The organism is Streptomyces sp. NPDC048420, assembly GCF_040651535.1.
Taxonomy (GTDB): Bacteria; Actinomycetota; Actinomycetes; order Streptomycetales; family Streptomycetaceae; genus Streptomyces.
On the sequence record NZ_JBEZKG010000025.1, the window covers coordinates 58,453 to 71,007 of the forward strand.

Consider the following 12,555-nt stretch of genomic DNA (forward strand, 5'->3'; position numbering starts at 1 on the left):
TCGGTTTGTCCACAGGCCAGGAGTGATGGTGCGATCGTATGATCTTCCACCTGTGCTGTGGGCGGTTGCCGCCGCCCCGCTACGCCGGCTGCTCGCTCCCCGCCGCCGTGACCTCACGTACCCACGGCGTCTTCGCGTCGACGCGGGTGCTCTTCTTGACGTCCCAGGTGCCGTAGCGCGGGTTGAGGTCGACGTCGAGTTCCTTGGAGGCCTTGCTGAGGGCGTTCCAGAAGGTGGCGTCGCCGGTGTCGGTGCCGAGGGTGGCGGCGAGCTTCTGGGCCTCCAGCTGGAGGCGGAGGTTGTCGTCGAGGCGTTCGGGCGCGATGCCGTACTGCTGGAGCCAGGCCGACTCCAGGCCCTTGGCGCCGCCGGCCTGTTCCTCCAGGCCGGAGCGGAGTTCCTGGACCTGCTTGCGGGTCACGGTCACGCCCGCGTCCTCGGCCGCCCGGTGCAGCACCTGGTCGAGGACCATGCCGTGCAGGACGTCACGGGTGAGGGTGCCGGTCTTGGCGATGGCCTGCTCGTACTGAGCCTCGTCCGTGACGGCCGCCCGCTGGGCGTCGCGCACCTCGGTCACCCGGTTCTCCAGCTGCGCGACGGTGATCCGCTGGCCGCCGACGACGGCCGCCGCGCCGGGATGCGCGTCGCTTCCGCAGGCGGTGAGAAGGGGGGCCGCGGCGGCGAGGGCGGCGGAGAGGACGAGCGCGGTGCGACGACGGCGGTGCAAGGAAGCCTCCCGAGGAGATTGTGCGACGGTGCACAAAGTCTTGCGGTGATCGATGGTAGGCAGGGGACCGGCTCTGGCCAACCCATTCGACCAACGATTCACCAGGACTTCGGGCACCGCCGCGCCCTCACCGCACGCACACGCGCGTGCCGCCGTCAGCCGGTGATCGCCACCGGCCCGTCCCAGGCGTCCCGGTCCACGGTGATCGTGTAGCCGTTCCGCGACTCCTTGCTGTTCACCAGGTACTGGTGACCGCGGCTGTGGTCGGTGTACTGGGTGGTGCCGAACGGCCAGTCCGTCGTCGTGGTGTTCTGCTTGTCCCACAGCGCGTACCAGAGGTTGCCCGGCAGGTCGGTCTTGTCGGTGGCGTTGGCGATCGCCTTGGCGCTGGAGCTGGTGAAGCCGTAGAAGCCCGCGCGGTAGGTCTTGGCACGCAGGGTCTTGTCGAAGGCGCGCACATAGGTGAGCACGGCGTCGTTGCACGACTTGTTCGTGATGTCGTACGCCTCCATGTCCAGGAAGATCGGGCTGCCGACCTTCATGCCGAGCGCGGCGGCCTTGGCGACCGCGTCCGCGCCGTCCGTCGCGCCCAGGGAGGCGGCGGTGGAGGCGGTGAGCTTCTCCGGGTTGGAGCCGCTCTGGCAGGGCGGCTGGGCGCCGACGTAGAGCGGGATGAGCTTCCAGCCGACGGTGCTGACCGACTTGACCCAGGAGGCGGTGAGGTTGGGCTGGGAGCAGCCGCGGTTCTTGCCTCCGACGTAGACGGCGGCGGCGCCGTAGAGGCCGCCGTGCCAGGCCTTCATCGCGGACAGGGAGGGGGCGGCGCAGGTGTCGAAGGCGCGTCCGGTGTACGTCTTCTGGGCGGGCCAGGTGGTCGCGGCCATCGAGGTCTGCGCGGCGAGGCCGGCGCCGGCGAGGACGGCTGCTCCGGCGACGGCCCAGGTGACGTATCTGCGCTTCTTCGACTGACGATGGCTGGACCTGGACGACATGGACGAACCCCACCCCTGGTTGTGCTGTGCAGTGCATGGCTTGCATGGCTGAAACGAAGCGCAAAGCTATCCGGGGTCGGTCATGGGTTTTGGAAACACAACTTCCTTGGGATCACAAGATTCCCTCAGCACCCGGCAAAATCTAGCCGCGCACCTGGCTCAGCCATTGCAGCGTCCGTCGGACCTCCGCCGCGAGCGGGTGCGCGGGTCCCTGGAGTCGTTCCACGTCGTGGAGGAGTCGCGCGAGCGTGTCGTGGGCGGCCGGGCGGTCGCCGAGGGCGAGCAGGAGGTGGCCGATGCGGCGGCGGACGTCATGGGCGAGTTCGGGGCCGCCGGCCACGTACTGGTTCTCGTAGTACGGCAGCAGTGCGCGGTATTCGGCCAGTGCCGCCGCCGGTTCACCGAGCTGTTCCAGGCACTGGGCGGCGTCGTAGCGGAAGCGCAGGGACTGCGGGTCGGCCTGGCCCGCCTCGGCGGCGCGTTCGTCGGCGAGGCGGCGCAGTTCGGGCAGGGCGCGCCGGTACTGGCCGTCGTCCATGAGGGTGGCGGCGTACTGCTTGCGCAGGGTGCGTACGACCGGTGAGTGCGGTCCGTGCTGTTCTGCGGCCGCGGGCAGGATCGCGCCGAGGATGTCGACGGCCTGGGTGATACGGCCCTCGCCGAGGAGCCGCTTGACCTCGTCGACAGCGCGCGCGACGTCCGGTTTCTCGGCCTTCTCGGGGACGGGCGTGACCGGGGCGGGCTGGGGAGCGGGGGTGCGCGCCCGGTCCGGCCAGGGGGCGTGCGGGCGCAGGAAGGGGCGCGTCGGGTCGAGGGGCGCTCCGGTGGGCGTCCCGCGCGCGGGCAGGAGCAGTGCCAGGTCCTCGTACACGTCCTGAGCGGAGGCCGGGCGGTGCTGCGGGTCCTTGGCGAGCAGCCGCAGGACGAGCGCTTCCAGGGCCTCGGGGACCTCGGGGCGGGTGCGGCGCACGGGCAGTGGGGGCTCGTACAGGTGCCGGTGCAGTACGCCGAGCGCCGTCGATCCCGCGAACGGGACGTCTCCGCTGAGGAGTTCGTGCAGCAGTACGCCGAGTGCGTACAGGTCGGTGTACGGGCCGACCGCGCCGCCCATGGCCTGCTCGGGCGCCATGTAGGCGGGCGAGCCGATGGGCGAACCGGTGTGCGTGAGGCGGGTCGTGTCGGTGTCCATGACCGAGGCCACGCCCAGGTCGAGGACGGTGACCGTGCCGTCCTGCTTCACCATCACGTTGCGCGGCTTGAGGTCGCGGTGGACGATCGGCACGGCGTGCACGGCGCTCAGTACGGCGCACAGTTGCGCGGCGACCGCGACCGCCCACTGCCAGGGGTACGGGTCGTGCTCGGCGAGATGGTCGGAGAGGTCCGCGCCGTCGACGTACTGCATGACGAGGAACAGCTCCTCGCCCTCGCTGCCCGCGTCGTGCACGGTGACGAGCCCCGGGTGGTCGACCTGCGCGGTGACCCGGCACTCGCGCACGAACCGGCGGCGCAGTTCGTCGGCCTCCTGTCCTGCCACCTTGTCGGGGCGCAGCAGCTTCACCGCCACGCGCCGGTCGAGCCGCTGGTCGTAGGCCGTCCACACCTGTCCCATGCCGCCCTGGCCGATGAGCGTGGACAGCTCGTAGCGGCCGGCGACGACTCGCCCTGTCGCCACGCTCACCTGCCGCCCTCATGGTTGCCGTTGTGATCGCCGTCGTGGTTGCTGTCGTGCTTGCGCAGGTAGTCGCTGAGCTCGTCGAGTTCGGCGCGCACCTGGTCGATGCGGGCGGGCGCGGGGCGTTGGGGCGGCGCGGGTGGTTGGGGCGGCGCGGGTGGTTGCGGTTGCGGCACGAGCGTCGTGTACGGCGGTGGCGCGGGCTGCGGATAGCCGTACCCCGTGTGGACGGTCGGACCGTGGGGCGGCGGATAGCCCACGAACCGGCGCTGCTGGTGGATCCTGATGTCCGTCACCAGGAAGTACGCGCTGCTGAAGAGCCCCAGGAGCAGGACGAGCGACAGGGCGATGTCGGTCTTGGGGTCGGTCTCCGGCAGTGAGCCGACCACCGCGAAACACGCGATGGACAGCGGAAGGCTCGCCCAGGACAGCACCCAGTCGATCGGCCGCCCCCGCAGGAAGGCGACCCGGAACAGCGGAGCGCAGGCGAACAGGCCGCACGAGAGGAAGCCGGCGGCGGCGAACAGCACGCGCAAGACGATGACGGTGCCCGAGCTGCGGGCGGGCGGCGCCGCGCCGTGGCCGTACATGAACGCTCCTGAACCGGGATTCGATGTGGGGTTCGAGCGTATAGGCCGACACCGACAAGCGGTCACGGGTTGTACCGAACCGTTGTCGTCCTGATCAGTCGGGCGCCACCGTGCCGTCGGTGAGTCCGTCGTACATCCCGCGCACGAGCTGCTCCCCGAGCCGGCCCGCGTGCCTGAGCGCCCGCTCGAACTCGTCGAGCGCGCGGAAGCGTTCGCCGTAGCGTCGCTGTTCGTCGAGCGGGAGCCGGGGCAGCTTAAGTCGGCGTACGTCCAGGCGGGTCGCGGTGGAGGCATAGCTGCTGGCCTGGCGGTTGTTGGCGGAGCCGCGCAGGAAGCCGGCGAGGAACCAGGGGTCGAGCGCCGCGGAATCGGGGCGCAGGAGCACGAGGTTGCGCCCCAGGGCGGCGCCCCCGGTCGCCTCGTCGATCACGCGCGCGACCGAGCCGCCGCCGATCACCGGGACGACGACGTCGCCCGGTTCCGTCAGCACGGCCTCCTCGTCGCTCTCGGACAGCGTTCCTGAGGGGTCGGACCCGGAGAGGACGTCATGGTCGGTGAGAACGGGCACGCGCGCGTGGCCGCCGTTCCCGCCGGTGCGCAGCAACAGGGCGCCTCCGCGCGCGAGTTCGCCGATGGTGGTGAGCGGCCACCGCGCGGGGTGCGCGGTGGCCGCTCGTGGCGGGGTGAGGTCGGCGGTCAGGCGCAGGGTCTCGCCCAGGCGTTCGCGTACGGCCGTGAGCTGTTCGGCGCCGTCGGCCGCCGTGGGGGGCGGCAGGTGGCGGGCGGGCGCCAGGTCCACGTCGTCGTCGAGGAGTTCGATGACGGGCAGCGCGCGGGCCAGGCCGGGCCGTTCGGTGAAACGGCCGGCCCGGCCGAAGGCCTGCCAGGCGTCGAGGACGGTCTCGCGCACGGCCCGCCAGTCCGGCCCGCCGCGCCCCTCCCCCGCGAACTGCCCCACGTCGACGAGCAGTACCTCCGGTTGCGCGGGCGCCTTCACCGGCCGGCGCAGCACCCACAGGTGCAGCGGGATGTTGTACGGCGGTGCCGCCCCGACCGGCAGGGCGATCACGGCGCGCAGGGCACCGCGGCGCAGCAGGTCGGCGCGGATACGGCGGCCGGAGCGGCGGGAGGCGGCGGCGGGCGGCATGAGCAGGACTCCGGCGCCGCCGTCCTTGAGTCGGGCGAGCGCGTGCTGGACCCAGGCCAGCTCGGACTCGGTGCGGGCCGGGAAGCCGTACTCCCAGCGGGGGTCGTAGGCGAGTTCGTCGTGGCCCCAATTGCGTTCGTTGAACGGCGGGTGGCACAGGACGGCGTCGGCGTGCAGCCGGGGGTAGGCGTCTGCGCGCAGGGTGTCGCCGACGGCGCCGCGCACGGTGGACCAGGTGTGCAGGGCCAGCCTGAGCGTGGTGAGCGCCGCGAGTTCGGGGGCGCTGTCCTGGGCGTGGAGCGCCTGGTCGGGGCGGGTGGCGGCGGCCCTCAGGAGGGCGCCGGTGCCGCAGGCGGGGTCGAGGACGGTGCGGGCGGGGCCGACGAGGTCGGCCATGAGACCGGCCAGGTCGGCGGGGGTGAGCGTGTACTGGCGCGGGTTGGCGTCGAGGTGCCGACCGAGGAGGAACTCGAAGGTCTGGCGGGCGCCCAGCTCGGCGGCCAGCTCGGCGGCGCCGCGCAGGAGGGCGGCGGAGGGGAGGAGTTCGGGGGTCGTGGGGGCGTGAACCGCCACTCGGGTGTTCACGGGGGGTGGGGCGTTCACAGCGGAGGGGTTGGCGGCATCCGACGGGGCGTGAACCGTGCCGGGTGTGTTCACAGCGGCCAGGGTGTTCACGTTGCCCGGGGTGTTTACCGCTGACGAGGTGGTCACGGGATCACCGGTGTTCACGGAATCCTGAGTGTTTACGGCACCCGGGCTGTTCACGGCATCCGAAGTGTCCACGGCACCAGGGGCGTTCACGGAATCCAGGGCGCTCACGGCCGACGCCGTCCCGAAGCGCGGGGTCAGCACCTCCCTCAGCGCCCCCGGCAGCAGCTGCGCGAGGCGTTCGTCGGAGCCGGCGCTCACGTCCAGCCAGACCGGCGGCCGGTCGCGGATCAGCAGCAGGGCGCAGCCCGCGTGGATGAGTGCCGTGACCGGGCCCGCGGGATGGCCGGAGAGTTGTTGCCAGACGCGTTCCCGGAGGGGCACCTCGGCGAGTTTTCCCTGCTTGCGCAGCCAGGACTCGACTTCGGCCAGGGCGAAGGAGGGGCTGGTCTCGGTACCGCCGACGGGTCTCGGGAAGTCGGCGTGCCGACGGCGCCAGTTGCTGACGGCCGCGCGGCCCACGCCGGCCAGCCGCGCAATACCGGCGGCGGTCACCTCAGTCGCGTTGTCCTGCACCGCCCGCTCCCCTCGACGTACCGCGCCGGCACTGGGCCCGGCTTGTGACGCCGAGCATACCGACGTATGCAAGATCTACGCATTCACGGCCGTGTACGCGAGAGTCCTTGTGAACCGTGTTGACTCGGTTCACAGGCTCTGCTCTTATTGACCCAGCGAACGAGCGGCCGCCGAAACGGACGGCGGCCGCCGCGTCGGGAGGGGACACAGCCATGGGCATGAAGGGCAAGATCGCGCTGGGCGCCGTCGTGGGAGTCGTCGTCATCGGAGTCGTGTCGGCGAACGCCGGGGACAACGGAGGCAGCGGGGACAGTGACACCGCGAGCAGCGGCGGCAAGAGCTCTTCGGCGTCCGCGGAGCGCGAGTCCGGGGGCAAGAAGGGCAGCCAGGACGCCGGCAAGGTCGAGGTCGCCGAGAAGAAGGCCGCGTTCTCGGGGGACGGCGACTTCCAGGTCGGTTCGGACGTCAAGCCCGGCACGTACCGCACCACCGGCAACAGCGACGGCATGTGCTACTGGGAGCGGGCCAAGGACGCCTCGGGCGAGATGGACTCGCTGCTGGCCAACGACAATGTCACCGGCACCGGTTACGTCACCGTCAAGGCCACCGACAAGCTCTTCAAGTCGAGCGACTGCAACGACTGGGAGACGGTCGACGAGAAGGCGAAGGGCTCCCCCGCCACCAAGATGTCCGGCGGCGGCGGCATGTTCAGAGTCGGCGCCGACATCGCCCCGGGCACCTACAAGTCCACCGGCAACACTGACGATTCCTGCTACTGGGAGCGCACCAAGGACGCCGAGCAGGGCCTCGACTCGATTCTGGCGAACGACAACGTCAACGGCACGGCCGTCGTCAGGATCAGCGCCTCGGACGGGTACTTCAAGACGGCCGGCTGCAAGGACTGGACGAAGACCGGCTGAGCCGGCCGCCCAGGGCGACCCGAGCGTCCGGTCGAACCGCCCCGCCCCGCCGCTCTCCCCGCACACTCCGGCGCGTGCCGCCGTACGGCACCGCCGCGCCCGGCGCGACGGGCCTCAGCCCCTCGCGCCCCACTTCCTCATCTCACCGCATCCCCTCCCCACCAAGGAATCACCATGCGTCGTACCGCACTTGCCGCTCTCTGCATCGCCGCCACGGCCGCCGCAGGACTCACCGGCTGCCAGCCGGGCCAGGACACGGCGGACAACGGGACGAGCGCGTCCAGCGCGTCCGCCGAGCCGAGCGCGTCGGCCGCGAAGAAGGAACCGTTCGCCGGGCTGACCGGCGGCGAGATAGCGGACCGGGCCACGCAGGCGACGACCGGCGCCTCCTCGCTGCGCATGAAGGGCGACATCCCCGACGACGAGAGCGGCGGCACCATCAGCCTCGACGTACTCCTGAACAAGAAGGGCGAGTGCGCCGGCACGATCGGCATGGGCGGCAAGGGCAAGGCCGAGCTGATCAAGACCGGCGACCTCGTGTACATGAAGTTCGACGAGGCGCTCCTGCGCGAGCAGAGCGAGGGCGAGTCGAAGGCGGACACCGACGCGGCCGTGGCCATGCTGGCCGGGAAGTGGACCAAGACCAAGGCGACGGGCGCGGACGCCAAGGAGTTCGAGGACTTCTGCGACCTGGGCGCGGTGCTCGACGGCGCCGAGGACGGCAACTCCGACGCGAGCCGCGGGAAGACGACCACCGTCGACGGGGCGGAGGCGATCACGCTGCACGAGAAGGACGGCAAGGACCGCTACACGCTGTACGTCGCCACCGAGGGCAAGCCGTATCTGCTGCGGATCGACAGCACGGCCGGCGCCGACCAGGGGTCGGTCACCTTCAGCGACTTCGACGAGCCGGTCCCCACGCAGAAGCCGGCCGGGCAGATCCTGGACCTCGACGCCCTGGGCGGCTGAGCGACCGGGACCGACACCTCGGCAGTGGATGCGGAACGCTCAAAGGGCGTGCCGCATCCACACGTTGGGCTCGACGTACACCGCGTAGCCGCGCTCCGGCTCGCACCGCACCGGCACCAGCGCCCCGGGCACCTCGATGTCTCCATGGGTGTCGAAGGGCAGTCCGGTCCAGCGGCGCCACTGCTCCAGCGAGCCGGAGACCGTCATGGAGGCCGGGGCCACCGCGTGGACGGCGGCGCCGGCCCGGGCGTGGACGCGCAGCCAGGGGTCGTACGGCAGGCCGTCGGGGCGTACCCGGTAGGCGTACTCCCGCATCGGGGTGTGCGGTTCCAGGTGCTTGCCGCTGGGGCGGACGGGGGCGACGACCTCGCCGAAGCCGTGGGCGCGGGCGTTGTCACGCATCGCCGAGAGCATCCGGGCGGACAGGCCGTGGCCCTGGAGACGCGGATCGACGACGACCGAGATCGCGCTGACGGTGTCGGGCCGCACTCCGCTGCGCAGGTCACTGAAGGCCCACACCAGCACCTCGTCCCAGCCCCGGTCGGGGAGTTCACCGCGGCCCTCGACATGCAAGGCGAAGGGCACGCTGTGGGCGTGCGCGACGATCTCGCCCCGCTCGTCCTCGGCGAACAGCACGTACTCGGGGAGTTCACCGGAGATCCGTCCGTAGTGGGCGTTGCCCACGGGATCCTCGGTCACGAACTCCGGCCAGCTGTTGGCCATGTCGAGGACGCGCTCCCGCGTCTCGGGACGCTCGGCGAGACTCGATACCTTCAGCTCCATGCGGTCACCGTAGGCGCGGCCCCGCCCACCGGAAAGCGCATTTCCAGCGCCCTCAGTCCGCGTGGAACCGCGGCGGTGCCGCCGTCGGGTTGCCGCCGGTCGGCAGCTTCTGTCCGGGGCAGCCCGTAAGGACCTTCTCCATCGCGGACTTCTCGGCGGACGTGACCCACAGGTCGTACTTCTTCTTCACGGCCACCTGGGCGGCCACATACGTGCACCGGTACGCCTTGTTGGGCGGCAGCCAAGTCGCCGTGTCGCCGTCGCCCTTGGAACGGTTGGTGCTCGCGTCGACAGCGAGGAGGTTGAGGGGGTCGTTGGCGAGAGCTATGCGTTTGCTGGGGACCCAGTACTTGGCGCCCTTCTGCCAGGCGTCGGAGAGCGCGACCACGTGGTCGATGTCGACCTGGCTGCGGCCCCGCCGATAGGTCACCTCCTTGCCGGAGTAAGGGTCCGACTCCAGCACGCCGTAGGACACCTTGCAGTCGCCGCCGGTGAACTTCACGTCCTCCAGGTCGCGTTTGAGTATGTCGTCGCGGGTGTCGCAGTCGTTGGAGTCGGTGTCCGCCCACGCGGTGCCGAACCTGTCGCGGTCGTACCCCGTCCTGGGCGCCCGCCCCTTCACGGTGAGGGACTCGGCGGCGGTGAGGGCCGCACCCGATCCCCCGGTCTCCTCCGGTCCTCCGGACCCCGCGGTCGTCTCCGCCTTGCACCCGGCCACGGCGAACACCAGCACGACGGCGGCCGCGGCCCCGCCCCTCAGACGCATCACGTGCGCCCCTCCCCTTGCAACCCGGTCCGCCCCCGCAGGGAGCGCCTTCCCTCGTACGGCCTCGCGCACACCGTAGCGAGCGGGCGCACCGCGGCATTCATGAGGTCCAGACCACCGCCCACTCGACTGGGCATCACGGACATAGCGGCCGTATCGTCATTCCTGAGTCGCCTCCGGAAGGAGCTCTGGATGGGCATCTTCGACAGGTTCAAGAGCAACCGCCAGATGCAGGACAAGACCAAGGACATGTCCGACATGGCGGAACGCAAGGTCAACGACAGGACGGGCAACAAGCACGAGAGCCAGGTCGACGACGCACAGCAGAAGATCGAAAGGTCGCTCGGCATGGATCGCGACAGGCCCGAACAGCCGTAGGACCGAAGACCCACGGAGGACACCGGACCCGCCGGGCACGGCCCGAGCGGACTCCCCCACCACACGCTGAACCGAGGCCGTCCGCGGAGCTTTGCCTCCCGCGGGCGGCTTCGGCACTCCGGAAGGGTCAGGTCGGCCACGGCAGCACGGTGAGCTCCGGCCATTCCCCCTTCCAGCGCGCGGCTTTGGCCTCGTAGACCTGCCTCGGGGCGAGCACCGGGTTGGGACGGACCACGAGGTTGAAGACGTCGGACAGCCCGTGGGGTGCGTAGACGCGCCACTTGCCGCCGGGTTCCAGCCGCACACCCAGACAGCAGGTCGTCGCGGCGAAGCGGTCGATGGCGGACTCCGTGGAGTCGTACGGCGGGCAGGGCACCCCGAACTTCTGCTCGTACCAGAGGTGCACCCGGGCCTCGTTGCGGATCTCCACCTCGGCCGGCAGGCCGGCGAAGACCTCCTGCCCCGCCTGGATCACGGCGTCCTCGGCCTCCCAGGAGAGGTCGGTGGCGTCGAAGTAGAAGACGTCGTAGTCACGGATGCCCTGGGCCGGTGGTCTGCCGGTGACCACGTTCCACACGGTCTGGAACAGGCAGCCTGCCGTCACGTACCAGCCGGGCAGGTCAAGCGTCGCCGTCCTGGTCATCACCTCGGTCAGTATCTCGTTCCGGCCGAGGACGGAACGGAACGCGTCCAGTTGTTCCGCGAGAGGAAGTCGGCCTGACATCCGTCCTGAATATCACCTCAGACCCTGCCTATGCCCAGCGTGGTCTCCGACGGGAGCAGCCCGGAGGACAGCACCGCGACCCAGAAGTCGCCGAGCAGGTCCGCGAGCCGAGCGGTGTGCTGCGAACCGAGCAACTGCCATGGGGCAGCCGCGAGTTGGTCGGTGTGGTGTTCCACGCGGTGCCGGAGGTCGCGGCCTGCGTCCGTGGCCGCGCCGCTCTCGTCGACCAGGCCACGCACCGTCAGACGCTCCCGCGCGGACTCCCATTCCGCCGCACTCCAGCCGCGGCTCGCGAAGCGCTCCACGGACGCGGCACCGATCGCGGCGAAGGAGACCAGCGACTCGACCGGGTCGAGGCCGGCCACGAGCAGGGCCGCGAGGTGGCCGTCACCGCGGTGCTCACGCAGGATCGTCGCCGCCTGCCACAGCTGGAGGTGGGGAGCCTCGGGCCACTCCACCTCGGCGTTGGCCGCGGCGAGTGGGCGGCCCGCGGTGTTCACCGATTCCGCGGCCCGCCGGGCGAGGGCGGCGGCCTCCGCCAGCTCGGGGCCGTCGACGCGGTCGCCGAATATCGCGCGGTAGGCCCGGTCGATGCCCCTCGACCTCGCCGCCAGCACCGCGGCGGGGTCGGCGGTCGCCCACGCGGAGTCGATGTGCTCGGCGACCATGCGTGGGCTGAAGCTGTAGAAGGCGGAGGTCACGCGCTCGGCACCCACCGGCCCCAACGGTGCGGCACGCAGGGGGAAGTAGCTCGGCCAGCGCTCCTTCGTGTCGTACCCGAGCGCCGCGGCCTCTTCGAAGACCGCCGGCGCGTAGTAGAGCACCGCGTGCAGGGGCTCCAGAAGGTGCCAGAGCTGGCGTACGCGAGTCAGCTCCACAGCTCCCACAGCACCCACACCGATTCCGTCGTCGTACCTCGTCATGAGCAACCCCCGTCACATCGCACCCCACACCGAACTTGACACTGACTAGATTACCCTGCCCCTCCGAACTTGTCAATGCCTAGTTCGGGCGTACGCTGCTGACCATGGCACCTGCGGAATCCAAGAAGCCGAAAGCCCGGAACATGAACGACCGGAACCCGAAGCCCGAGGGGCCTGACTCCGGCCGCCCCTACCACCACGGCGACCTCCGCCAGGCGATCCTCACCGCCGCGCTCGACGTCATCGCCGACGCCGGCCCCGCCGGGCTGAGCCTGCGCGACCTCGCCCGCCGCGCCGGTGTCTCGCACGCGGCCCCCGCCCACCACTTCAAGGACCGCACCGGACTCCTCACGGCGATCGCCGCCGAAGGCTTCGGGCTGCTCGCGGCCGCCCTCGCCGAGGCCTCGGATCTCAAGGACGCGGGCGTGCGCTACGTGCGCTTCGCCCGCGAGCAACCGGCCCACTTCCAGGTGATGTTCACGCCCGAGCTGCTGCGCGCCGACGACCTCGAACTGGCCACGGCCCGCGCCCTCGCCGCCGACGCCCTGCGCACCACGGTCGCGGCCGTGCGAGCGGAGGAGTTCGGCATCGACAGCCGCCTGGCGGGTGTCGCCGCCTGGTCCCTGGCCCACGGCTTCGCCACGCTGCTCCTCGGTCACAACCTGGACGGCGCGGTCGGCGACCGGGATCCCGAGGAGGTGTTCCGGACCCTGGCGAACACGTTGTTCCGAAGCATCTGA

13 protein-coding genes are annotated in these 12,555 nt (G+C 71.1%); 4 read left to right on the plus strand and 9 right to left on the minus strand.

Annotation, left to right across the window (positions count from 1 at the left end; genetic code table 11):
• Positions 1-79 precede the first annotated feature (79 nt).
• The 5 genes from AB0D34_RS36950 to AB0D34_RS36970 all read right to left on the minus strand — a co-directional run bounded on the left by AB0D34_RS36950 (position 80) and on the right by AB0D34_RS36970 (position 6,352).
• Positions 80-727: a SurA N-terminal domain-containing protein gene (locus AB0D34_RS36950; RefSeq protein WP_362669913.1), complete on the minus strand. Its 648-nt coding sequence runs from the start codon at positions 725-727 to the stop codon at positions 80-82.
• Between the two features lie 155 nt (positions 728-882).
• Positions 883-1,719 carry a glycoside hydrolase domain-containing protein gene (locus AB0D34_RS36955; RefSeq protein ID WP_362669916.1) on the minus strand — a complete coding sequence of 279 codons (837 nt, stop codon included), beginning with the start codon at positions 1,717-1,719 and terminating at the stop codon, positions 883-885.
• 142 nt (positions 1,720-1,861) lie between these two features.
• Positions 1,862-3,355 (minus strand): serine/threonine-protein kinase, encoded by a 1,494-nt coding sequence (locus tag AB0D34_RS36960; RefSeq protein ID WP_362670053.1) that lies wholly within the window; start codon positions 3,353-3,355, stop codon positions 1,862-1,864.
• A 38-nt stretch (positions 3,356-3,393) separates the two neighbouring features.
• Complete coding sequence (locus AB0D34_RS36965; RefSeq protein WP_362669919.1) at positions 3,394-3,981, minus strand: hypothetical protein; 588 nt, start codon at positions 3,979-3,981, stop codon at positions 3,394-3,396.
• 94 nt (positions 3,982-4,075) lie between these two features.
• Positions 4,076-6,352: an N-6 DNA methylase gene (locus AB0D34_RS36970; RefSeq protein WP_362669922.1), complete on the minus strand. Its 2,277-nt coding sequence runs from the start codon at positions 6,350-6,352 to the stop codon at positions 4,076-4,078.
• A gap of 212 nt (positions 6,353-6,564) precedes the next feature.
• Between AB0D34_RS36970 and AB0D34_RS36975 the strand changes: the two genes are divergently transcribed.
• Both AB0D34_RS36975 and AB0D34_RS36980 read left to right on the plus strand, forming a co-directional pair.
• A complete protein-coding gene (locus tag AB0D34_RS36975) occupies positions 6,565-7,272 on the plus strand; it encodes a hypothetical protein (protein ID WP_362669925.1) in 708 nt (235 codons plus the stop codon).
• 174 nt (positions 7,273-7,446) lie between these two features.
• The gene (locus tag AB0D34_RS36980) at positions 7,447-8,241 is read left to right on the plus strand and encodes a hypothetical protein (protein ID WP_362669928.1); all 795 of its coding nucleotides are present in this window, start codon (positions 7,447-7,449) and stop codon (positions 8,239-8,241) included.
• 39 nt (positions 8,242-8,280) lie between these two features.
• Here AB0D34_RS36980 and AB0D34_RS36985 read toward each other — a convergent pair whose 3' ends face one another.
• Positions 8,281-9,024, minus strand: coding sequence for a GNAT family N-acetyltransferase (locus AB0D34_RS36985; protein WP_362669931.1), 744 nt, complete (start codon positions 9,022-9,024; stop codon positions 8,281-8,283).
• Positions 9,025-9,076: 52 nt separating this feature from the next.
• Positions 9,077-9,790: an HNH endonuclease family protein gene (locus tag AB0D34_RS36990; RefSeq protein ID WP_362670056.1), complete on the minus strand. Its 714-nt coding sequence runs from the start codon at positions 9,788-9,790 to the stop codon at positions 9,077-9,079.
• 192 nt (positions 9,791-9,982) lie between these two features.
• Between AB0D34_RS36990 and AB0D34_RS36995 the strand changes: the two genes are divergently transcribed.
• Complete coding sequence (locus AB0D34_RS36995) at positions 9,983-10,168, plus strand: antitoxin (protein ID WP_362669933.1); 186 nt, start codon at positions 9,983-9,985, stop codon at positions 10,166-10,168.
• 127 nt (positions 10,169-10,295) lie between these two features.
• Here AB0D34_RS36995 and AB0D34_RS37000 read toward each other — a convergent pair whose 3' ends face one another.
• Complete coding sequence (locus AB0D34_RS37000; protein ID WP_362669935.1) at positions 10,296-10,892, minus strand: nucleotidyltransferase family protein; 597 nt, start codon at positions 10,890-10,892, stop codon at positions 10,296-10,298.
• Between the two features lie 17 nt (positions 10,893-10,909).
• Positions 10,910-11,815, minus strand: a complete 906-nt coding sequence (locus tag AB0D34_RS37005) for a hypothetical protein (protein ID WP_362669937.1) — start codon at positions 11,813-11,815, stop codon at positions 10,910-10,912.
• 143 nt (positions 11,816-11,958) lie between these two features.
• Between AB0D34_RS37005 and AB0D34_RS37010 the strand changes: the two genes are divergently transcribed.
• Positions 11,959-12,555: a TetR/AcrR family transcriptional regulator gene (locus tag AB0D34_RS37010; RefSeq protein ID WP_362670059.1), complete on the plus strand. Its 597-nt coding sequence runs from the start codon at positions 11,959-11,961 to the stop codon at positions 12,553-12,555.